Origin of the sequence: Blastococcus sp. TBT05-19 (genome assembly GCF_003319095.1) — a bacterium.
In the GTDB taxonomy this organism is placed as follows: Bacteria; Actinomycetota; Actinomycetes; order Mycobacteriales; family Geodermatophilaceae; genus Blastococcus.
The window spans coordinates 46236-67526 of sequence record NZ_QOHI01000005.1; the positions used below are offsets into that span (position 1 = coordinate 46236).

Here is a 21291-nt window from a genome sequence, read left to right on the forward strand (position 1 = left end):
CGCCGCTCAGTTCGCGCTCCCGCCGCCCGAGGCCTCGCGCACCAGCCGGAGCAGGCCGTCGACGACCAGCTGCGGGCGCTCCTGGGTGACCATGTGCCCGGTCCGCTCGGCGCGGTGCAGCCGGGCCTCGGGCAGCACCTCGGCCAGGTGGCGGGCGTGCCGCTCCGGCGTCAGCTTGTCGCTGTCGCCGACGAAGATCTCCACCGGCACGCGGGACAGCGCCGCCAGCTCCTCGCGCTTGTCGTGGTCGCCCAGGGCCGGCATGAACTCGAAGAAGGAGCGCAGCGTGGAGGCGTGCATGATCTTCGCGCCCTCGAGCACCATCTCGTCGGTGGCGTCGGCGCCGTAGAGCAGCCCGCGCACCATCTTCTGGTGCCGCGGGGAGGTCGGCGGCACGAGGTTGCGCAGCTTCTCCAGCACGCGGGCGCCGGCGAGCAGCGCGGAGAGCATCCCCGGCCGCACCTTGGCCATCCGGCCGCCTGCGGACCTCGGGTCCGAAGTCAGGTCGCCGGCCGAGGTCGCCACCAGGGCGACGCCGAGCACGCGGTCGCCGAACAGCTCCGGTCGCGCCGCGGCCAGGCACATGATGGTCATGCCGCCCATGGAGTGGCCGCCGAGCACGATCGGCCCCGCGGGCACGAGCTGGTCGATGACCTCGGCCAGGTCGTTCCCCAGCTGGTCGATGGTGATCTCGGTGTCGCCCCAGGTGGAGCGGCCGTGCCCGCGCTGGTCGTAGCGGACCAGGCGCAGGGCGCCCTCGGCGACGCGGTCGGAGAGCAGGGTGGAGACGTCGTCCCACGCGGCCTGCGACAAGGTCCAGCCGTGGGCCAGGACGACGGTCACCGGGGCGTTCTCCGCGCCCTCGACCGTCGCGTGCAGCTGGGCGCCGTCGGGGGTCGTGACCGCGGCGGTGCGCTTGCAGACGGTGCGGGTGAGCGTCGCGGTCATGCCGCCTCCTCCGTGCTCGCGGGCGCCCCGGCGGGGACGCCGACGTAGTTCTCGCGGTCGAGCTGCTTGGTCAGCTTGCGGAACCGGAAGGTGAAGTCGGGCCACAGCGTGCTGTTGTGCCCGTGCTTGTCCAGGTACCAGCTCGCGCAGCCGCCGGCGAGCCACACGGTGCCCTTGGACTTCTCCGCGATCAGCTCGCGCCAGGCGGCCTGGGCCTCCGGCGTCGTCTCGAGCACGGCCAGGTCCTCGGTCTCCATGGTGCGCAGCGCGTCGTCGACGTAGGAGACCTGCGACTCGATCATGTAGACCATCGACGTGTGGCCGACGCCCACGTTCGGGCCGACGAGCAGGAACATGTTCGGGAAGCCGGCGACGGCGGCGCTGCGGTTGGTCACCATCCCCTCCTCCCACACCTCGGCCAGGGTGCGGCCCTCGCGACCGCAGATCTTCTCCGCGATCGGCAGGTCGGTGACGTGGAAGCCGGTGGCCAGGACCAGGGTGTCGGTCGGCCGCTCGATGCCGTCCTCCGACACGATCGAGCGCGGCCGGATCTCCGCGATGCCGGCGGTGACCAGCTCGGCGTTGGGGGCGGCGACGGCGGGGAAGTAGTCGTTGCTGATCAGGATGCGCTTGCAGCCGATGGTGTAGTCCGGCGTCAGCGCCTCGCGCAGCTTCGGGTCGCGGACCTGGCGCTCGAGGTGGGCCTTGGCCAGCGCGCCGACCGGCTTGAGGAACATCCGCTGCTTGGCCATGCCGAGCACGAGGAACTCGCGGAACGCGTAGAGCACCCCGCGGATGGCGCGCTGCAGGCCGGGCAGCAGCCGGTAGAGCCGGCGGGCCCAGGGCTTCACCGGGTGGTCGGTGCGGGGCACGACCCAGGCCGGCGTGCGCTGGTAGACGGTGATGCTCTCCACCTGCGGCTGGATCGCCGGCACGACCTGGATGGCCGAGGCGCCGGTGCCGATGACGGCGACCTTCTCACCGCTGATGTCGTGCGAGGAGTCCCAGCGCGCCGAGTGCATCACCGTGCCCTCGAACGACTCGATGCCCGGGATCGCGGGGTAGGTCGGGTCGGCCAGCGCGCCGGCCGCGGAGATCAGCACCCGGGCGCGGAAGTTCCCGGCCGTCGTCGTGACGTGCCAGCGGCGCTCGCCCTCGTCCCACCGGGCGGCGGTCACGTCGGCGCCGAACACGCAGTGCTCGCGCACGCCGTACCGAGCGGCCGTCCGCTGGAGGTAGGCCTGGATCTCGGGCTGCTCGGAGTAGGACCGGCCCCAGTCCGGGTTCGGCGCGAAGGAGTACGAGTACAGGTGCGACTGCACGTCGCAGGCCGCGCCCGGGTAGGTGTTGTCGCGCCAGGTGCCGCCGACGTCGTCGGCCCGCTCCAGGAGCACGAAGTCGGTCTCGCCGCGCTCCCGCAGCTTGATCCCCATGGCCAGGCCCGCGAAGCCCGTGCCGATCACCGCCACGCGCACCTCGCGGGTCGGCTGCGCGGCCGCCCCCGGGGAGGGAACGGCCCGCGTCTCGATCGTGCTGGTCACCTCGGTCTGCTCCTCTCCTCCGGCTTGCTGAGCAACGCTCAACAAGCTACAACGGCTGGTGAGCAGCGCTCAATTCGAGCGCGACGACAACCGGAGGAGAAGCCCGATGGCGGCTGGATTCGGAAAGCGCACGCGCACGCCCCTGGCCGGGAAGTCCGTCTTCATCACCGGCGCCGCCCGCGGGATCGGGGCCGCGCTGGCGCGCAAGGCCGCGGCCCGGGGCGCGCGGGTGGCCCTGGTCGGCCTGGAGCCGCAGGAGCTGGCCAGGGTCGCCGACGAGCTCGGTCCCGAGCACCTGTGGGTCGAGGCCGACGTCACCGACCCCGAGGCGCTCGCGGCCGCCGTGCAGCGGACGGTCGACACCTTCGGCGGGCTCGACATCGTCGTGGCCAACGCGGGCATCGCGCCGCTGACCACCGTCATGACCAGCTCCGCGCACGCCCTGGCGCGCACGATCGAGGTCAACCTGATCGGCACCATGCTCACCGCGCACGCGACGCTGCCCGAGATCGCCAAGCGCAAGGGTCACGTGCAGCTGATCAGCTCCGCCGCTGCCTTCACCGTGCTGCCGGGCATGAGCGCCTACTGCGCGTCCAAGGCCGGCGTCGAGCGCTTCGGCGACGCGCTGCGGCTCGAGGTGGCCCACCGCGGCGTCACCGTGGCCAGCGCCCACCCGACCTGGATCGACACCGACATGGTCCGCGACACCGAGGAGGCGCTGCCGACCTTCAAGGAGACGCGCAGGTCCCTCCCCGGCCCGCTGGGTGCCTTCACCTCCGTGGACGCGTGCGCCGAGGCGCTGGTCGAGAACCTGGAGACCCGCGGACGCCGGGTGTTCGTGCCGCGCTCGGTCGGCACGGTCGCCGCGCTGCGCCAGCTGGTCACCGGCGTCGTCGCGGAGAAGCTCACCATGGCGATCGCGGCCAAGCGGGTGCCGCAGCTCGAGCGCGACATCGCCGCGCTGGACGGCCGCGAGTTCGGCTCGAACTCGGTGGGCGACCGCACCAAGGGCGCCGCCTGACCGGTTCCGGACGCCCCGCCGTCGCCCGGCGGCGGCGGGGCGCGTCCCGGACACTGCGGGGGTGACAAGTCCCGGGCAGCGCTGAGGCGTGGAACCCACTGGCCTCGCCTTCGCGGCAGCAGGTGCCGCCACCCTCCTCGCGGCGCTGCTGCCCCGGCTGACCAGCCGGGCGCCGCTGTCCATGCCGATGGTCTTCGTGGGACTCGGCGTGCTGGCGTTCACGCTGGTCCCCGGCCTCCCCTCACCGGACCCGATCGAGCACGGGACGACGGCGGTGCACCTCACCGAGGTCGTCGTGATCGTGAGCCTCATGGGCGCCGGGCTCGCGCTGGACCGCCCGCTCAGCTGGGGCGGCTGGGGCTCCACCTGGCGGTTGCTCGCGGTGACCATGCCCCTGACCGTGCTCGCCACGGCGCTGCTGGGCGGCTGGCTGCTGGGCCTCGGCGCGGCCGCCGCGCTCCTGCTGGGAGCCGCGCTGGCGCCCACCGACCCGGTCCTGGCCACCGAGGTCCAGGTGGGGGAGCCCACCGACGACGAGGAGAGCGAGGACGAGGCGCGCTTCGCACTCACCTCGGAGGCCGGCCTCAACGACGGGCTGGCGTTCCCCTTCACCTACGCGGCCATCGCGGTGGCGGCCGCGGGCCTGGCGCCGTCGGGCTGGCTGGGGGAGTGGCTGGCGGTCGACGTCGTCTGGCGCCTGGTCGCGGGCGTGGGTGCCGGCGCCGCGATGGGCTGGGTCCTGCGCCGGCTCTTCTTCTCCCGGGCCGGTGAGCGGGCGCACCTGGCCGAGCGCGCCGAGGGGTTCGTCGCCCTGAGCGCGATCTTCCTCGCCTACGGGGTCGCCGAGGTGATCGAGGGCTACGGGTTCGTCGCCGTCTTCGTGTGCGCCCTGACCATCCGGGCCGCCGAGCGGGCGCACGACCGGCACCAGGTGCTGCACGCCCACGTCGAGCAGCTCGAGCGGCTGCTCACCGTCGTCCTCCTGCTGCTCGTGGGCGGCGCGGTGGCGCGCGGCATCCTGGCCGGCGTCGGCTGGCGGGAGTTCGCGCTCGCCGCGGCGTTCCTCCTCCTGGTCCGGCCGCTGACCGGCCTGCTCGCCTTCGTCCGCAGCTCGACGGGGTCCCGGGAGCGCTGGGTCGTGTCGTTCTTCGGCGTCCGCGGCATCGGCTCGCTGTACTACCTCGCCTACGGGCTGAGCGAGGCCGACATCCCCGGCGCCGAGCAGCTGTGGCGGGTGACCGTGCTCGTGGTCGTCGGCTCCGTGGTCCTGCACGGGGTCACGGCCGGGCCGGTCATCCACTGGCTGGACCGCAAGCGCGCACGCCGCGCCCGCGCCGTGCACGGCACCGAGGAGCAGGCCCCGGTCACACCGGTCTGAGCGGCTCCGGACGACACGGGACCGCCGGTGCCCCATGATCGGCCGGTGACCATCGAGCTCGTGCGCCCGCCGGGTCCGACCCATCCCGCGCCCCACGCCTGCGCGGCGGTGACCGATCCCGGCCGGATGGTCTTCACCGCCGGGGCCGCGCCGCTCGACGACGACGGCACCGTGGCGGTGGGCGACGTCGCCGGCCAGGCCCGCCGGGCGATGGCGAACCTCGCCACGGCCCTGGAGGCGGGCGGCGCCACGCTGCGCGACGTCCTGAGGACGACGGTGTACGTGGCCACCACCGACCGCGCCGACCTGCTCGCCGCTGCCGAGGCCGTGCGCGAGGCGCTGGGTGCCCACCTCGCGCCGAGCACCCTGGTCGGGGTCACCGTCCTCGCGCACCCCGACCAGCTGGTGGAGGTGGACGCGGTCGCCGTGCGGGACACCTGGCAGGAGCCGGGCCCGCCCGACGACGCCGCTACGTTGGACGGATGAGCGTCCGGCGCTTCTTCTACGACACCGAGTTCATCGAGGACGGCACGACGATCGACCTCGTCTCGATCGGCGTCGTCGACGAGACCGGCCGCGAGTTCTACGCCGTCAGCACCGAGTTCGACCCCGGCAAGGCGATCCCGTGGGTGCGGCGCAACGTGCTCGACCAGCTGCCGTCGCCGGCGGACAGGGCCTGGCGCAGCCGGGCGCGGATCCGCGAGGACCTGCTGGCCTTCCTGACCGGGCCGGGTGAGGAGATCGAGCTGTGGGCGTGGTTCGGCGCCTACGACCACGTCGCCCTGTGCCAGCTCTGGGGTGCGATGCCCGCCCTGCCGCGGCCGATCCCGCGGTTCACCCGCGAGCTGCGGCAGCGCTGGGACGACCGGGGTCAGCCGGCGCTCCCGCCGAAGCCGCAGGGCACGCACGACGCGCTGGTCGACGCCCGCTTCAACCTGGCGCGCTGGAACGCGATCGAGTCGGCCGGACGCTGACCGCACCACGGGGACACCCCTCGCCGCGCAGCGATGCGGACGGAAGACTCGCGGAGGTGCGCCGCAACCTGGAGGTCCCACCGTCGGCGGTGGTGGTCGAGGTCGGGGACGCAGCGACACGCGAGCACGGGCTGCCCACGTCCCTGCTCGGGGGCTACCTGACGGCCCTGGTCGACGTCGCCGTGCACGACCGGCGCCTCACCCGCGCCGAGGAGGCGCACTGCCGGGACCTCGGGGCCGAGGCCGCGCAGCAGGGCGTGGGTCTCCCGGCGCTGGTCGACCTCTACATGAGCGCCTCCCGCCGTCTCTGGCCCCGGCTGCCGGAGCTGGTCGCGGGCGCGCGCGGGCGCCAGCTGGACCCGGCGGGACTGGTGACGGTGGGGGAGGCCGTGTGGCGGGCGGCCGACACGGCGCTCGCCGCCCTCGCGGCAGGTCACGAGGAAGCCCAGCGGGAGGTGGTCCGCCGGGAGGAGGCGTTCCGCCGCGAGTTCGTCGACGACCTGCTGACCGGCCGGTCGGAGGTCGGTTCGCTGGTGGAGCGGGCCGAGCGGTTGGGACTGGCTCTCGCCGGGAGCCACACCGTGATGGTGGCGACCACCGATCGTCCCGCCGACTCCGGCATGCACCTGACGAAGTGGCTCGAGGACGAGGCCCGGCTCCGGTTCGGCGACCGAGGCCTCCTGGTCGCGGCCAAGGACGGCCGTCTGGTCAGCGTGATCGCCTCTGGCGCGGCTCAGGGCCATGAGGGGGACCGTCACGCGCTCGCGGAGGCCGCGGGTCCGGCCGTGGCCCGGTTGACCCGGCGGCCGCACTGGCGCGTGGGCGTGGGCCGGTCGCACCCGGGCCCCCGCGGCGTCCTCCGGTCCTACCGCGAGGCCGTCGACGCCCTCGAGGTGGCCGAACGGCTCGACCTGCCCGAGCGGGTGGTCCACGCCCGCGACATGCTCGTCTACCGGGTCCTCCTGCGCGACGAGGCGGCCATCTCCGATCTCGTCGGCACGGTCCTCGGGCCGCTGGAGGACGCCCGCGGCGGACCCGAGCCGCTGGTCACGACCGTGGAGGCCTACTTCGCCGACGGCCGGAACGCGGCGTCGGCCGCCCGTCGACTGCACCTGAGCGTGCGGGCGGTGACCTACCGCCTCCAGCGGGTCCGGGAGCTCACCGGCTACGACCCGGCCGACCCGGCGGACCAGCTCCCGCTGATGGTGGCCGTGACCGGGGCGCGGCTGCTGGACTGGCCCGCCACACCGCTGTCCGGGGACTGAGGCGCCCGCCGACGTTGCCGGGTCCCGGCAACGAGCCGGGGCGGTAGTCGTCCGGGGCGAGGCCTGCCGGGCGACGTCCCGGCCGCCCTAGCGTCGGTTCATGCCACGGACCACCCACCCGCTCCCGCGGTTCCGCGCCCGTTCCGCTCCTGCCTCCACCCGCCGACCGGCCCTTGTCCCGTCGCAGACCTGCGTCCGATCGGCCCCGGAGCAACCGCAGGCGGCACTGGCCCTGGACATCGAGTGGGACCACCCGCGCCCGGTCGTGGTCGTCTCCGGGGAACTGGACGTCGTGGGCGGCGAGCTCTTCGTGGCGGTGCTCGACCACGTGCGCTCATCCGGCCCGGGGACCGTCGCGGTGGACCTGTCCGGGGTGTCCTTCGTGGACACCCACGGGCTGACGCCGGCTCTCCAGCCCGACGTCGTCCTGGTCGACGCCTCGCGCGTCGTCGACCGGCTGCTCACGCTGATGGGGCAGCCGGCCGTCGGCGCCGGTCGCCGCCCGGGCGGGGGCCGCGGCTGCACCTGACCCGGCCTTCCGGATCCCATCAGACGGCAGACGGCGCCCGGCTGGGACCGGGTCGAGGGCCTGGCTCCTGGTCACCCCGTCGCCCATCACCGGAACCATCGACCGGACGGAGCACCCGTGCCGCCCTCCCTGCTCGTCGCCCTCCTCCCCGGAGGCCTTCCGGACCGGGGTAGCTGCCCTGCCACCGCGGTCTGCCGGATCGGCGGCCCGTGAGCACCGCCGGACCGCGTGGGGGGTGGTCGACGCCGCGGCGGGCCGCGGTCCGGGCGGGGCGGGTCCTGGTCGGGACCGTCGTCGTCGCCACCGCCATGTTCGGTGCGGTGGTCACGCCGTGGGCGGTGATGCTCCTCGGCGCGCCCGCGCTGGGGCTGCTCGCGGCAGGCACGGTCGCGTCCGCGGACCCGGGGTTCCCGCGGGAGCCGGGCTCGCGCCGGGTCGTCGTCCACGTCGCCGCCGGCGGCGTGCTGGCCGTCCCGTTCGGCGCCGCGCTGCCGGCGCTGGGCGGGCTGGGGGGCGCCGTCGTCCTGGTGGTGCTGGTCGTGGGGTCGCTCGTGGCGGCCGACGCCCTCGCCGCGGCGGAGCGCGGCTCGCGGGCCGAGGACGCCGCCGAGCTCGGCGCGCTGCCGACCGAGGAGGTGGTCCGCCAGTGGCTCGCCACGGAGGAGCGCCTGCGCTCGCCCCGGCACCGGGGCGAGGCCGCCGAGGTGCGCGCGCTGCTGCTCGACGAGCTCGCCCGCCGGGACCCGCAGGGGGTGGCCGCGTGGCTCGCCGCCGGGGGTGCCTCGCCGGCCCCGTACATCAGGACCGGCCGAGACCTTCCCGGCTGACGTGCGACGAGGCCCCCTCCGGAACTTCCGGAGGGGGCCTCGTGCCGTTCGGTGCGAGCCGTCAGACGGTGAAGACCGACAACAGCCGGTTGAGCTCGCGGGACAGGCCGTCGAGCTCCTGGGCCGCCGACCGGGCGCGGTCGACGTCGGCAGCGCTGTCGTCGGCGTCCCGGCTCACCGCGGTGAGCGTGGTGGTCACCGTGCCGGCGCCCTCGGCGGCCGTGGCCACGCTGCGGGTGAGCTCCCGGGTGGTGGCGGTCTGCTCCTCCACGGCGCTGGCGATCGTCGTCTGGTGGTCGTTGATCGAGCGGACGACCTCGGCGATCTGCGAGATGGAGCGCACCGCCGCCGTGGTCTCGGACTGGATGCCCTGCACCCGCTGGGCGATCTCCTCGCTGGCCTTGGCGGCCTCCTGCGCGAGCTCCTTGACCTCGTTGGCGACCACGGCGAAGCCCTTGCCCGCGTCACCGGCGCGGGCGGCCTCGATGGTGGCGTTGAGCGCGAGCAGGTTGGTCTGCTCGGCCACGCCGGAGATCACCTTGACGACGTCGCCGATCTCGGCCGAGCTCGCGCCCAGAGCGGCGATCGTGGTCTCGGTGGTCTCGGCGAGGGAGGCGGCCTGGCGGCCGACCTCGGCGGCCTCGGCCGCGCTGCGGGCGATCTCGGTGATCGAGGCGCCCATCTCCTCCGCGCCGGCCGCGGCCGACGAGACGCTCATGCTGATGTCCGCCGCGACGCCGTGGGCGTCCTGCGCCTGGTCCCGGCTGCGCGAGGCGCGCTGGGCCAGGCCGTCGGCCACCGTGGAGACGCCCGCGGCCGAGGAGGCCACTTCCTGCGCGCAGCGGTGGATGTCCCGCACGGTGGCGGCCACCTTCTCCACGAACCTGTTGAACGCACCGGAGAGCTGGCCGACCTCGTCGTTGCGGGAGTCGTCCATGCGCTGGGTCAGGTCGCCCTCGCCGTCGGCGATCTCGGCCATGCGGTCCCGCAGCGTGGTCAGGGGCTTGGTGAGCCGGTGTCCGACGAACTGGGCCATCAGGCCGCCGAGGAGGGCGATGACGACGGCGGCGACGACCATGGCCCACACCATGGAGGAACGGCCGTCGGCCAGCGCCTCCTTGGGGCCGGTGAAGTCGGCATCGCGGGCGTTGGTGACGAGCACCCAGTCCCAGGGCTTGAAGTACGAGATGCGGGCGGTCGTGGGCCCGGCCTCGGGGTCCACGTAGCGGACGGTGGCCTGCTCGCCGGGCTCCAGGGCCACGGCGGCCTCGACGATCTCCTTGACGTAGGGCTTGCCGTCGGCGTCGGTCGCCTCGAGCATCGCCTCGCCGTCGCGGGCGCCCTCCGGGCTGATGAGCACGGTGCCGGCGATCGTGCCGCTGCCGCCGTAGACCTCCACGTGCCCGGTGTCGCCGACCTCGGTCGCCTCGAGGCTCTCGCGCAGAGCGGGGAGGTTCTGCTGCTTCTGGCCGACGTAGAGCACGCCGATGACGTCGCCGGCAGGGCCGAACAGCGGTGCGTACGCCGACACCAGCCAGGAGTCGACGACGAGGGCGTTGCCCCGGTAGGTCTGCCCGCTGCTCACCGTGGAGGCGACGGGGTTGGGCTTGCCGTCGGGGTTCACCGCGGGGATGTAGGTGCCGATCGCGCGGGCGCCCGAGGCGGCCTGCACGTTCGTGGCCACCCGCAGGAAGCTCCCGTCGGGGGTCTTCTGGAAGATCGTGACGGTCGCGCCGACCATGGTCTTGATCGTGTCCACGACCGGGGTGGGGACGGCGACGTCGCTGTTCTTGCCCAGCCACTGGCCGCCGATCAGGACGCGCGGCAGGGCCAGCGGGGTGACCTCGCCGTTCATCTGGTTCTTGGCGTCCCAGGCGACGAGCCCGTTGCGCGGGTTCGGGTCGATCGAGAACCCGCCGGACTGCTGCAGCACGTACTGCGCGGCGGCGAGGTCGGCGTCGACCTTGGCCGAGGTCGAGGCGCCCTGGGTCGCGACGACGTCGTAGACGCCGTCGGCCACGCGGCTGATGTCGTCCTCGACGAGGGCAGCCATGTCGCGATCGGCGTCGTCGGCGAAGCGGCCGCTCTGCCAGGCGCTGACACCGCCCATGGCCACGCCGGTCACCGCGACGCTGCTGACCGCGAGGGCCACGACCTTGGTGCGGATACCCCAGTGGGAGGGGAGCGCCCAGGTGGGCAGGTTCGGCGCGCTCATGTCGGCCCTTCCTGATCTCCGCAGCGGTCCGTCGCCGCTGCTCCCCGTTTCCTCGGCAGCTCGGGCGTCGTCCGGAACCGAACCGACCGTTCGTGATCCGTTCGTCATGAGATGTGGCAGGTGGTGCCGGTGGTGCATCGACGGCACCGCGTGGGCACCCCGGAGGACCCCGGACGGCGGGGTGGGACGCGCCACCCCGGGCCCGGGGAGGGGCGCCGTACCCTCAGGGCGTGAGTCTCCTCGAATCCGCGCAGCCGGTGCCCGGCCTGGACCGGTGGCGGGAACTGCCCATCGCCCAGCAGCCGCAGTGGCCCGACCGGGCCGCGCTCGACGCGGTGCTGCAGACGCTCTCCACGGTCCCGCCGATCGTCGCGCCGGCCGAGGTCGACGCGCTGCGCGCCCAGCTGGCCGACGTCGCCCGGGGGAAGGCCTTCCTGCTCCAGGGCGGCGACTGCGCGGAGACCTTCGACCTCAACACCGAGCCGCACCTGCAGAGCACCACGCGCACGCTGCTGCAGATGGCCGTGGTCCTCACCTACGGCGCCAGCGTCCCGGTGGTCAAGGTGGGCCGCGTCGCCGGTCAGTACGCCAAGCCGCGGTCCTCCGACACCGACGCGCTCGGCCTGCCCTCCTACCGCGGTGACATGGTCAACGACCTGGAGCCGGTGCTGGAGAAGCGGATCCCGGACCCGTACCGGCTGGTCCGCGCCTACGCGAACTCCGCAGCCGCGATGAACATGATCCGGGCCTACGCCCGGGGCGGTCTGGCCGACCTGCACGCCGTCCACGACTGGAACAAGGACTTCGTCTCCAGCTCGCCGGCCGGGGTGCGCTACGAGGTCATCGCCCGCGAGATCGACCGCGCGCTGGCGTTCATGAAGGCCTGCGGCATCGACTCCGACGCGCTGCGCGGGGTGGAGCTCTACAACTCCCACGAGGCGCTGATCCTCGACTACGAGCGGGCGCTGCTGCGCATGCACGAGGGCCGCCCGTACGCGCTCTCCGCGCACTTCGTGTGGGTGGGGGAGCGCACCCGGCAGATGGACGGCGCGCACATCGAGTTCGTCTCGAAGCTGGCCAACCCGATCGGGGTCAAGATCGGCCCGACGACGACGCCGGAGCAGGCGACCGAGCTCGTCGAGCGGCTGGACCCCGACAACCTGCCCGGCAAGCTCACGCTGATCAGCCGCATGGGCAACGGGAAGATCCGCGACGTACTGCCGGGCATCGTGGAGAAGGTCACCGCGAGCGGCCACCAGGTGGTGTGGCAGTGCGACCCGATGCACGGCAACACCCACGAGTCCTCCACCGGTTACAAGACCCGGCACTTCGACCGCGTCGTCGACGAGGTCCTCGGCTTCTTCGACGTGCACCGCGCGCTGGGCACGTGGCCCGGCGGCATCCACGTCGAGCTGACCGGTGAGGACGTGACCGAGTGCCTCGGTGGCGCCATGGAGATCAGCGACGAGGACCTCAACAGCCGCTACGAGACCGCCTGCGACCCGCGGCTGAACACCGGTCAGTCGCTGGAGCTGGCCTTCCTCGTCGCGGAGATGCTGCGTGGCTGAGGGGCTGGTCGACCTCCGCTCGGACACCGTCACCCGGCCGACCGAGGGCATGCGCCGGGCCATGGCCGAGGCCGAGGTCGGCGACGACGTCTACGCCGAGGACCCCGCGGTCCGCGCGCTCGAGGAGCGCGTGGCGGCGATGTTCGGCCACGAGGCCGCGCTGTTCGTGCCGAGCGGCACCATGGGCAACCAGATCGGGATGCGGCTGGTCTGCGAGCCGGGCCAGGAGATCCTCTGCGACGCCGACGCCCACGTCGTCACCTACGAGATGGGCGCCGCCGCCGCGATCTTCGGCATCTCCACCCGCACCGTCGTCTCCGACCGGGGCCGGCTCGACGCCGACGCCCTCGTCGCCCAGGTGCGACCCCGGGACGACTGGCACCTGACGGCCACGGCCGCGATCGCCGTGGAGAACACCCACAACCGCGGCTTCGGTCGGGTGCAGCCGCTCGGGGAGCTCGAGAAGCTGTGGGACTGGTCCCGCGGGGCCGGCGTCGCCGTCCACCTCGACGGCGCTCGCATCTGGAACGCCTCCGCCGCCTCCGGCGTGGACCTGGCCACCTACGGACGGCTGGCCGACACCGCCTCCGTCTGCTTCTCCAAGGGCCTCGGCACGCCGGTCGGATCGGTGCTGGTGGCGTCCGCGGAGCGGATCGCACAGGCGCGGCTGTGGCGCAAGCGCCTCGGCGGCGGCATGCGCCAGGTCGGCGTGCTCGCCGCCGCCTGCCTGTACGCGCTGGACCACCACCTGCCCCGGCTCGGCGAGGACCACGAGCACGCGCAGCTGCTCGCGAAGCTGCTCGGCGTGGATCCCGCGGCGGTGGAGACCAACATGGTCGTGGTCGACGACGTGCCGGCACCGCTGATCGCCGAGGCGGCCAAGGCGCAGGGCGTGCTGGTCGGGCAGGTGAGCCCGCGTCGCATCAGGCTCGTCACCCACCTCGACGTCGACCGGGCGGGCATCGAGCGCGCCGCCGAGGTCCTGAACGGCCTGCTGGACCGCTGACCGGACCACGTGGCCCCCGGGCCGCGCATCCCGCGCCACGGGATGCGCGCCCGGAGGACCGCGCCCGCGCGGGTCAGAAGCCGTGCGTGACGATCGGTGGCACGGCGCCGTCGGCCAGGGCGCCGATGACCTGCAGCTCGTGCGGGACGACGGGCGCGGGCAGCGCGTCGAGGGCGAACCAGCGCAGGTCGGCGGTCTTGCCGGCCTCCACCCGCCGCGGCGTCCCGGTCCACCGGCGGCACTCGAGGAAGAAGTCGACCCGCTCGTCGACCGGACCGTGGGGCTCGACGGTCCGGTGCATGGCGCACAGCGGCACCAGGTCCGCCGGGTCGATGGCGATGCCCAGCTCCTCCGCGGCCTCGCGGGCAGCCGCCTCGAAGACCGACTCGCCCGCCTCCACGTGCCCGGCGGCCGCTGCCGCCCAGTGGTCGTCCATGTAGCCGGTACCGGACCGGAGCTGGAGCAGCACCTGCTCCGCCCCGTCCGCCACCCGGCGCAGCAGCACGTAGGCCGCCGGCACCACCTGGAAGCGCATCCGGTCATCCTGCCCCGGGCGCGGAACGGCCGGGGGCCGGGCCCCCTGGACGGCGGAGGGCCCGGCCGAGGGGTCAGTAGGCGCTGAACAGCAGGTCGTTGTTCGCCGTCTTCTTGGTCGGCACCGCGTCCTTGGTGGTCGCGGCGCGGATCACCGTGGCCACCGTCGACGGCGTCGCGGCCGGGACGCCCTGCAGGTACAGCGCGGCGACGCCCGCCACGTGCGGCGTGGCCATCGACGTCCCGCTGATGGTGTTCGTGGCGGTCGCGCCGGTGTGCCAGTCGCTGGTGATCGCGACGCCGGGTGCGAACAGGTCCACGCAGCTGCCGTAGTTGCTGAAGGACGCCGGCCTGTCGGTGCGGTCGCTGGCGCCCACGGTGAGCGCGGCGGAGACCCGGGCGGGGGAGGAGTTGCAGGCGTTCTGCGGCACGCCCGCGGCGTTGCCGTTGCCCGCCGCGACCGCGTACGTGACGCCGTCGGCGATGGAGCGCTGCACCGCGCTGTCCACCGCGGTGCTGGCCCCGCCGCCCAGGCTCATGTTCGCCACGGCGGGCGCGCCGGCCGGGTGGTGCGCGGTCACCCAGTCGATGCCCGCGATGACGCCGGCGTTGGTGCCGGAGCCGGCGCAGTCGAGGACGCGGACCGCGACGAGGGAGACGTCCTTGGCCACGCCGAGGGTGGTTCCGCCGACGGTGCCGGCCACGTGCGTGCCGTGGCCGTTGCAGTCGTCGGCGCTGCCGCCGTCGACGGCGTCGTAGCCGGTGACGGCCCGGCCGCCGAAGTCGGCGTGGTCCAGGCGGATGCCGGTGTCGATGACGTAGGCGGTGACGCCGGCCCCGGTGGCGGTGTAGGTGTAGCTGCCGCTCAGGGGGAGGGTGCGCTGGTCCAGGCGGTCCAGCCCCCACGGAGCCGATCCCTGGGTCGCGGCCACCGAGACGGGGGCGTCGCGCTCCACGGAGACGACGCCGGGCAGGGTCGCGAGCCGGTCGGCGACGCGCTCGGGCAGCTGGACGGCGTAGCCGTTCAGCGCGGCGCCGTAGACGTGGCGGACCGAGCCGCCCAGCCGTGCCGCGCGCTCGGCGGCCGGGCCCGGGAGGGCGCCCGGCTCGAGCGTGACGATGTAGGTGGCGACGGCCGAGTTCGGCGCGGGCGCGGCTGCGGCGGTACCGACGGTGGTGCCGACGGCGAGGGCGGCGACGGCCCCGGTCACCAGGGTCTTGCGGATCTGCACGGCTTCTCCTCGTTCACCGGTCGGCCGCTGGCTGCAGCGGCTCGGGTGCGCAGAGTGAAGCCCACCGGGGCCGTCGGCGGAATGGGCGCGTACCGGAACGCAGGTGGACGCGGCGATTCGCGGGCAGCCGGGCGTGTCGCCGGGCTCAGGCGAGGAGGTCGCCCACCGGGTCGCCGATCAGCGAGTTCAGCAGCTTGATGTCGGCCGCGTGGCCGCCGCCCGGATCACCGTCGCGCTCGCTCGGTGTCTCCACGACCATGGCGACGCCGGCCGTGGTGCGGTGCCGGACCAGCTCGGCGAACGGGCCGGTGCCGTAGGGCCCCGACCCGATCGTGCCCTCGCCGATGGTGGTGTGCCGGTCGCGCTTGGAGCCGCAGGCGTCCAGCGAGTCGTTGACGTGCACCAGGCCCAGCCGTCCGGCTCCGACCGTCGTCTCCAGCGCGTCGAGCGTCGCGCTCATGCCGCCGGGGACCGACAGGTCGTGGCCGGCCGCCCAGGCGTGGCAGGTGTCGAAGCAGACGCCGAGCAGCGGGTGCTGCTCCAGGGCGGCGAAGTAGGGGCCGAGGTCCTCGACGGTGGCCGCCAGCGCCCGGCCGCCGCCCGCCGTGGGCTCGATCAGCAGCCGCGGCCCGTCCGGGTCGGCGGCGTCGAGCACCGGCAGCAGCCGCTCGTGCAGCTGGCGGAGCGCGTCCTCGTAGCGGTCCTCGCCGACCGCGGACCCGGCGTGCACCACCACGCCCTCGCACCCGAGCTGGGCGCCCCGCCGCAGGTTGTGGGCGATGGAGGCGACGGACTGCTCGACGGTGGCCTCGGTGGGGGAGCCGACGTTCACCAGGAACGGCGTGTGGATGAACGAGGGCACGCCCCGCTCGGTGCAGCCGGCGGTGAACAGCGCGTCCTGCTTCGGGTCCCCGTCGGTCAGCTTCCAGCCGCGGGGGTTGCCCACGAAGACCTGGACGGCGCGGGCGGCGACGGCGTCGGTGTAGGCGAGCCCACCCCTGGCCAGGCCGCCCTTGATCTGGATGTGCGCCCCGACGGGCGGCACGGGAGTGCTGTTCGACACGGAGCGAGGTGCCTATCCGAAGGTGAGCAGGATGGTGACGGAGGTGCCGCGCTCGACCTGCTCGCCGGCCGCCGGTGTCTGCCGGAGCACCTTGTTGCCGAAGAAGCGGGTCGCCTCCACCTGGAGGCCGGCCGCCTGCAGGATCTGCGCCGCCTCGTCGCCGGTCTTCCCGACGACGTCGGGGACGGCGACGACCGGGACCCCGGCGGAGACCTGGATCTTCACGGTGCTGCCGAAGGGGATCCGGCCGTCGGCGGGGCCGGGGGCGATCGCCATGACCTCGCCCTTGTCCACCGCATCGCTGCGCCCGTCCTCGATCCGCTCGACGGTGAAGCCGAGGTCCTGGAGGATCTTGGTGGCCTGGTCGGGGGCCTGCCCGGTGACGTCGGGGACGGCGACCGGTGCCCGGCCCTGGCTGACCACGACGGTGACGACCTGGTCGCGCTTGAGCTCGGTGCCGGCGGCGGGGTCGAAGCGGATCACGTGCCCCGGCGGGATCTGGTTGTCGTAGTCCTGGCCGCGGGTGATCTGCACCGGCAGGTCCTCGAGCTGGGTCTCCACCTGCTCGACGGGCAGCGAGACGAGGTCGGGGGAGACCGTGTAGCGCTCCTTGCCCTTGGAGACGACGAGGCGCACGTCGGTGCTGCGGATGACCTCCGCGCCGGCCGCCGGCTCGGTCGACAGGACGGTGCCGGCGGGGACGTCCTCGCTCCAGACCTCATCGCAGCAGTCCGGGTCGAGCCCGGCGTTCTGCAGCAGGTCGATCGCGGCCGCCTGGTCCTTGCCCGCGAGCTCCGGCGTCGTCGTCCAGCGCCCCTCGCCGAACCACCAGCCGATCGCGCCGGCGGTGACGGCCAGCAGCGCCACGACGGCGATGGCGAACCGGGCCCGGCGCTTGCGGATGTGGTCGGGCACGCCGGGACGCGGGCGGGCGGGGGCGGGGCGGCGGCCCTGCACGTCGGTGGTGGGACCGGCGCCCATGCCCGGCAGCATGCTCGTGCGCCCGCCGCGGCCGGGGTTGCGGCCGTTCAGGACCGCGGTGCCCGGGTTGCTCGGGTGCCGGTCGTGGGGGCGCGGGCGGGTGGGCCGGTTGGTCGGCCGCAGCGTGCCGGGGCCGGCGCTCTGGCCGGTGGGCACCGGGACCGGGTCGATGCCGAGGTCGCGGCGCACGTCGGAGAGCTCGGCGAGGAACGCGCCGGCGTCGATCGGCCGGCCGGCGGGATCGCGGCGGGTGGTGCGCGCGACGAGGTCGTCGACCTGCCAGGGGAGGCCCGGGACCTCGGCCGACGGGGCCGGGACGTCGTGGTGCACGTGCTGGTAGGCCACGGCCAGCGGCGTGTCACCCCCGAACGGCGGGTGCCCGGTGAGCATCTCGTAGAGCACGATGCCGGCGGCGTAGATGTCGGAGCGGGCGTCGGCGCGGCCGCGCTCGAGCTGCTCGGGGGAGAGGTAGGCGACCGTGCCGATGAGCACGCCACCGGTCTGGCTGGTCTGCCCGGTGCCGACGACGGCGCGGGCGAGCCCGAAGTCGGCCACCTTGACGACGCCGTCGACGCCGATGAGGACGTTCTCGGGCTTGATGTCGCGGTGCACGATGCCGGCCCGGTGCGCGGCGGTCAGGCCGCTGAGCACCGGCTCCAGCACCGCGAAGGCCTCGGCGACGGTCAGCCGCCCGCGGGCGCTCAGCAGGTCGCGCAGGGTGCGGCCGCGCACGAGCTCCATGACCAGGAACACCAGGCCCTGGTCGCTGCCCTGGTCGCTGACCCCGACCACGTTGGCGTGGCTGAGCATGGCGGCGGCGCGCGCCTCGCGGGTGAACCGGTCGACGAACGTCGGGTCGTGGGCCAGGTGCTCGGCCATGACCTTGACCGCGACCGTCTTGTGCAGCCGGAGGTCCGTGGCCGCGTAGACGGTGGACATGCCGCCGCGCGCGAGCCGCTCCTCGAGGCGGTAGCGCCCCTCGAGGAGGAGGCCGACCACGGGGTCGGTCACGGCAGTGTCCACAGCGACTCAGTGTAGGAGCGCCGGGGCCCGGGTGTGCCCCACCACGCGGCACGGGGGACCGCCGTGGCCCGTGGTGCGGATGAACTCGTGGTGGGGGTCACGCCCGTGCCCGCGCCCATGCGGCTCAGCCGAGGTCCAGGCCCGGGTAGAGCGGGTGCTCGGCCAGCAGCTCGGCCGCGGCGGCGCGGGTCCGGTCCGCCACGCCGTCGGCGATCGCGTACTTCGCCTTCGACGGCGCGCCCGCGCTCGTCGTGGCCGGGGTGGTGGCGCGCAGGACGTCGGCGATGAGCTCGGCCACGCGGTCGAACTCCGCGGCCCCGAAGCCCCGGGTCGTCAGCGCCGGGGTGCCGATGCGCACGCCGGAGGTGTACCAGGCGCCGTTCGGGTCGGCCGGCACGGCGTTGCGGTTGGTGACGATCCCGGCGTCCAGCAGCGCGGACTCGGCCTGCCGCCCGGTGAGGCCGAAGCCGCTCACGTCCAGCAGCGCCAGGTGGTTGTCCGTGCCGCCGGTGACCAGCTCGACGCCGCGGCGGGTCAGCCCCTCGGCCAGGGCCACGGCGTTGTCCGCGATCGCCCGGGCGTACTCCGCGAACGCCGGCTGCCGGGCCTCGGCGAAGGCGACCGCCTTGGCGGCCATGACGTGGGGGAGCGGCCCGCCGAGCACCATGGGGCAGCCGCGGTCGACGGCGTCGGCGAACTCCGGCTGGGCCAGGACGAACCCGCCGCGCGGGCCGCGCAGCGACTTGTGGCTGGTGCTGGTGACCACGTGGGCGTGCGGCACCGGGTCGAAGTCGCCGGTGAGCACCTTGCCCGCGACCAGGCCGGCGAAGTGCGCCATGTCGACGACGAGGGTGGCGCCGACCTCGTCGGCGATCTCGCGCATCGTCGCGAAGTCCACCCGGCGCGGGTAGGCGGAGTAGCCGGCCATGAGGATCAGCGGGCGGAACTCCCGGGCGGTGGCGCGGACGGCGTCGTAGTCCAGCAGCCCGGTGCCCGGGTCGGTGCCGTAGGAGGACTGCTCGAACATCTTGCCGCTGATGTTCGGGCGGAACCCGTGGGTCAGGTGGCCGCCGGCGTCCAGCGACATGCCGAGCATCCGCTGGTCGCCCAGGGCGCGGCGCAGCTCGGCCCACCCGGACTCCGAGAGGTCGTTGACGTGCTTCGCGCCCGCCTTCTCCAACGCCGGCGACTCGATCCGCGAGGCCAGCACCGCCCAGAAGGCGACCAGGTTGGCGTCGATGCCCGAGTGCGGCTGGACGTAGGCGTGCGAGGCGCCGAAGAGCTCGCGGGCGTGCTCGGCGGCCAGCGCCTCGACGGTGTCGACGTTCTGGCAGCCGGCGTAGAACCGGTGCCCGACGGTGCCCTCGGCGTACTTGTCGCTGAACCAGTTGCCCATGGTGAGCAGCACCGCGGGGCTCGCGTAGTTCTCGCTGGCGATCAGCTTGAGCGAGGCGCGCTGGTCGGCGAGCTCGGCGCCGATGGCGTCGGCCACCCGGGGCTCGACGGCGCCGATGACCTCCAGCGCGCTGCGGTAGGCGGTCGAGGCGGCGGCGCCGTCGAAGGCGGCGGTGGGGGCGGTGCGGGGCGTGGCGGTCATGAGGGCTCCTGCTCGTGACGACGGGTAGGTGCCCAGGCGCACGGCGGTGGTGGTGCAGGCCGCTCCCCGGTGGTGGCCCACCTCGACGCGCCAGTCACAGCCCGGCACCAGGCTAGCGCGCGGCTCGGACCGAGTCCCGGGGCACCGACCGGACGTCCTCGAGACCGCACAGCACCATCATGTGCGCCAGCTCCTCGGTGAGCCCGGCGAGCACGCGGGCGACGCCATCGGCTCCGCCGTCGGCCAGCCCCCAGGCGGTCGGCCGGCCCAGGAACACCGCCCGTGCCCCGAGCGCGAGGGCGGTCAGCACGTCGGACCCCGTGCGGATGCCGCCGTCGGCGTAGACCTCCGCGTCGTCGCCCACGGCGTCGACGATCTCGGGGAGGGCGTGCGCGCTGGCGATCGCCGGGTCGGCCTGCCGGCCGCCGTGCGTGGAGACCCACACCGCCGACGCGCCGGCCTGCACGCAGCGCACGGCGTCGTCGCCGCGGAGCACGCCCTTGACGACGACCGGCAGCCCGGACACCTCGCCGAACCGGGCGATGTCGTCGAAGGTCCAGGTGGCGGTCGCCAGGTCCCTGAGGTCGGGCCGCTCGTCCCCGGCGGCCGGGTGGTTGGCCATGCGCAGGCCCTCGGGCAGCGCGAAGGCGTTGGTCAGGTCGCGGTGCCGGCGCCCGAGCAGGGGCACGTCGACGGTCATGACCAGCGCGCGGTAGCCGGCGTCGCCCGCGCGCCGGGCCAGGTCCTCGGTGTGCGCGGTGGAGTGCAGCCGGTAGAGCTGGAACCAGGCGGGCGAGTCCCCGGTCTCCGCGACGATCTCCTCCAGCGTGTGCGTCGCGCTGGTCGAGGCGGTCATGAGGGCGCCGGTGGCCACCGCGGCGCGTGCCGTCGCCAGCTCGCCGTCGGGGTGCGCCATGCCCTGGTACGCCCACGGGGCGACGCCGATCGGGGTGCCGACGGCGCTGCCGAGCAGCTCGGTGCCCAGCCGGGGTGCGGTGACCCCGCGCAGCACCCGGGGCCGCAGCCGCCACGACCGCCAGGAGTCCGGCGCCTCGCGCATCGTCGTCTCGGTCTCCGAGCCGCCGGCGTAGTAGTCGAAGACGGCGCGGGGCAGCGAGTCGCGCGCCCGGGCCTCGAGCAGGGCCAGGTCGAGGAACGGCGGCTCCTGGCCCGGCGCGTCAAGGGTCATCTCGTGCACCGCGCGGACCCGCTCGCGCGGTACCGGGCTGTCGGTCCCGTTGTCGGTCGCCATAGGCTCGCACTCTATGGACACGCTCACCCCCGCGGAGGTGGCCCAGCTGATCGGCACCTCGCCGAACCGGGTCCGCCAGCTGCTGCGCGACCGGAAGCTGCTGGCCGTCCCCGGCAGCGGCAACGGCAAGATCCCCGCGGACTTCATCCAGGACGGCGTCGTCCTCAAGCACCTCGCCGGTCTGCTGACCGTCCTGCAGGACGGCCGGTTCACCGACGAGGAGGCCTTCGAGTGGCTCTTCCGCGAGGACGAGTCGCTGCCCGGGACGCCGGTGCAGGCGCTGCGCGACAACCGGCACACCGAGGTCACCCGCCGCGCCCAGGCCCTGGCGCTGTAG

Annotated in this window: 19 protein-coding genes and 1 riboswitch; of the genes, 10 read left to right on the forward strand and 9 right to left on the reverse strand. The window is 74.5% G+C overall.

The window, feature by feature from the left end; all coding sequences use genetic code 11:
* Positions 1 to 6 precede the first annotated feature (6 nt).
* Both DQ244_RS13890 and DQ244_RS13895 read right to left on the reverse strand, forming a co-directional pair.
* A complete protein-coding gene (locus tag DQ244_RS13890) occupies positions 7 to 948 on the reverse strand; it encodes an alpha/beta fold hydrolase (protein ID WP_113812097.1) in 942 nt (313 codons plus the stop codon).
* Positions 945 to 2489: an NAD(P)/FAD-dependent oxidoreductase gene (locus tag DQ244_RS13895; RefSeq protein ID WP_113812098.1), complete on the reverse strand. Its 1545-nt coding sequence runs from the start codon at positions 2487 to 2489 to the stop codon at positions 945 to 947. Before DQ244_RS13895 ends, DQ244_RS13890 begins: the two co-directional genes overlap by 4 nt.
* A 106-nt stretch (positions 2490 to 2595) precedes the next feature.
* Here DQ244_RS13895 and DQ244_RS13900 point away from each other — a divergent pair, with 106 nt between their 5' ends.
* From DQ244_RS13900 to DQ244_RS13930, 7 genes are all read left to right on the forward strand, one after another.
* Entirely contained in the window at positions 2596 to 3510 is a 915-nt protein-coding gene (locus tag DQ244_RS13900) for an SDR family oxidoreductase (protein ID WP_113812099.1), read from the forward strand.
* A gap of 88 nt (positions 3511 to 3598) precedes the next feature.
* Complete coding sequence (locus DQ244_RS13905; protein ID WP_113812100.1) at positions 3599 to 4888, forward strand: cation:proton antiporter; 1290 nt, start codon at positions 3599 to 3601, stop codon at positions 4886 to 4888.
* Between the two features lie 45 nt (positions 4889 to 4933).
* Positions 4934 to 5374: a RidA family protein gene (locus tag DQ244_RS13910; RefSeq protein WP_199580401.1), complete on the forward strand. Its 441-nt coding sequence runs from the start codon at positions 4934 to 4936 to the stop codon at positions 5372 to 5374.
* Positions 5371 to 5862 carry a polyadenylate-specific 3'-exoribonuclease AS gene (locus tag DQ244_RS13915; protein ID WP_113812101.1) on the forward strand — a complete coding sequence of 164 codons (492 nt, stop codon included), beginning with the start codon at positions 5371 to 5373 and terminating at the stop codon, positions 5860 to 5862. Before DQ244_RS13910 ends, DQ244_RS13915 begins: the two co-directional genes overlap by 4 nt.
* Before the next feature lie 56 nt (positions 5863 to 5918).
* Positions 5919 to 7127: a CdaR family transcriptional regulator gene (locus tag DQ244_RS13920; protein WP_113812102.1), complete on the forward strand. Its 1209-nt coding sequence runs from the start codon at positions 5919 to 5921 to the stop codon at positions 7125 to 7127.
* Positions 7128 to 7227: 100 nt separating this feature from the next.
* Positions 7228 to 7656 (forward strand): STAS domain-containing protein, encoded by a 429-nt coding sequence (locus DQ244_RS19220; RefSeq protein WP_147251528.1) that lies wholly within the window; start codon positions 7228 to 7230, stop codon positions 7654 to 7656.
* A gap of 209 nt (positions 7657 to 7865) precedes the next feature.
* Positions 7866 to 8483 (forward strand): hypothetical protein, encoded by a 618-nt coding sequence (locus DQ244_RS13930; protein WP_113812104.1) that lies wholly within the window; start codon positions 7866 to 7868, stop codon positions 8481 to 8483.
* A 61-nt stretch (positions 8484 to 8544) separates the two neighbouring features.
* On the opposite strand, the gene DQ244_RS13935 is transcribed toward DQ244_RS13930, so the two are convergent.
* Positions 8545 to 10698, reverse strand: coding sequence for a methyl-accepting chemotaxis protein (locus DQ244_RS13935; RefSeq protein WP_113812105.1), 2154 nt, complete (start codon positions 10696 to 10698; stop codon positions 8545 to 8547).
* Between the two features lie 230 nt (positions 10699 to 10928).
* On the opposite strand from DQ244_RS13935, the gene DQ244_RS13940 reads away from it, so the two are divergent.
* Together DQ244_RS13940 and DQ244_RS13945 are read left to right on the forward strand one after the other, a co-directional pair.
* Entirely contained in the window at positions 10929 to 12266 is a 1338-nt protein-coding gene (locus tag DQ244_RS13940; protein WP_113812106.1) for a class II 3-deoxy-7-phosphoheptulonate synthase, read from the forward strand.
* Positions 12259 to 13272: a low specificity L-threonine aldolase gene (locus DQ244_RS13945; protein WP_113812107.1), complete on the forward strand. Its 1014-nt coding sequence runs from the start codon at positions 12259 to 12261 to the stop codon at positions 13270 to 13272. Before DQ244_RS13940 ends, DQ244_RS13945 begins: the two co-directional genes overlap by 8 nt.
* Before the next feature lie 73 nt (positions 13273 to 13345).
* On the opposite strand, the gene DQ244_RS13950 is transcribed toward DQ244_RS13945, so the two are convergent.
* The 6 genes from DQ244_RS13950 to DQ244_RS13975 form a co-directional block, all read right to left on the reverse strand.
* Entirely contained in the window at positions 13346 to 13807 is a 462-nt protein-coding gene (locus DQ244_RS13950) for an NUDIX domain-containing protein (RefSeq protein WP_113812108.1), read from the reverse strand.
* 73 nt (positions 13808 to 13880) lie between these two features.
* Positions 13881 to 15038, reverse strand: coding sequence for a S8 family peptidase (locus DQ244_RS13955; protein ID WP_199580402.1), 1158 nt, complete (start codon positions 15036 to 15038; stop codon positions 13881 to 13883).
* 145 nt (positions 15039 to 15183) lie between these two features.
* Positions 15184 to 16083, reverse strand: a complete 900-nt coding sequence (locus DQ244_RS13960; RefSeq protein WP_113812109.1) for a deoxyribonuclease IV — start codon at positions 16081 to 16083, stop codon at positions 15184 to 15186.
* A gap of 30 nt (positions 16084 to 16113) precedes the next feature.
* The gene (gene pknB, locus DQ244_RS13965) at positions 16114 to 18105 is read right to left on the reverse strand and encodes a Stk1 family PASTA domain-containing Ser/Thr kinase (RefSeq protein WP_113812110.1); all 1992 of its coding nucleotides are present in this window, start codon (positions 18103 to 18105) and stop codon (positions 16114 to 16116) included.
* Positions 18106 to 18229: 124 nt separating this feature from the next.
* On the reverse strand, positions 18230 to 19702 hold the full coding sequence (locus DQ244_RS13970; protein WP_113812111.1) for a glycine hydroxymethyltransferase: 1473 nt from the start codon (positions 19700 to 19702) through the stop codon (positions 18230 to 18232).
* A gap of 23 nt (positions 19703 to 19725) precedes the next feature.
* Positions 19726 to 19810: riboswitch (ZMP/ZTP riboswitch) on the reverse strand.
* Positions 19811 to 19814: 4 nt separating this feature from the next.
* A complete protein-coding gene (locus DQ244_RS13975) occupies positions 19815 to 20954 on the reverse strand; it encodes an alpha-hydroxy acid oxidase (RefSeq protein ID WP_113812112.1) in 1140 nt (379 codons plus the stop codon).
* Positions 20955 to 20967: 13 nt separating this feature from the next.
* Here DQ244_RS13975 and DQ244_RS13980 point away from each other — a divergent pair, with 13 nt between their 5' ends.
* A complete protein-coding gene (locus DQ244_RS13980) occupies positions 20968 to 21291 on the forward strand; it encodes an Rv2175c family DNA-binding protein (protein ID WP_113812113.1) in 324 nt (107 codons plus the stop codon).

Excerpts from the sequence above, each read along its gene's own strand:
- DQ244_RS13980 (WP_113812113.1), top strand. The coding sequence starts at position 20,968 with ATGGACACGCTCACCCCCGCGGAGGTGGCCCAGCTGATCGGCACCTCG.
- DQ244_RS13970 (WP_113812111.1), bottom strand. The coding sequence starts at position 19,702 with ATGACCGCCACGCCCCGCACCGCCCCCACCGCCGCCTTCGACGGCGCC.
- DQ244_RS13975 (WP_113812112.1), bottom strand. The coding sequence starts at position 20,954 with ATGGCGACCGACAACGGGACCGACAGCCCGGTACCGCGCGAGCGGGTC.
- DQ244_RS13950 (WP_113812108.1), bottom strand. The coding sequence starts at position 13,807 with ATGCGCTTCCAGGTGGTGCCGGCGGCCTACGTGCTGCTGCGCCGGGTG.
- DQ244_RS13900 (WP_113812099.1), top strand. The coding sequence starts at position 2,596 with ATGGCGGCTGGATTCGGAAAGCGCACGCGCACGCCCCTGGCCGGGAAG.
- DQ244_RS13915 (WP_113812101.1), top strand. The coding sequence starts at position 5,371 with ATGAGCGTCCGGCGCTTCTTCTACGACACCGAGTTCATCGAGGACGGC.
- DQ244_RS13935 (WP_113812105.1), bottom strand. The coding sequence starts at position 10,698 with ATGAGCGCGCCGAACCTGCCCACCTGGGCGCTCCCCTCCCACTGGGGT.
- DQ244_RS13890 (WP_113812097.1), bottom strand. The coding sequence starts at position 948 with ATGACCGCGACGCTCACCCGCACCGTCTGCAAGCGCACCGCCGCGGTC.
- DQ244_RS19220 (WP_147251528.1), top strand. The coding sequence starts at position 7,228 with ATGCCACGGACCACCCACCCGCTCCCGCGGTTCCGCGCCCGTTCCGCT.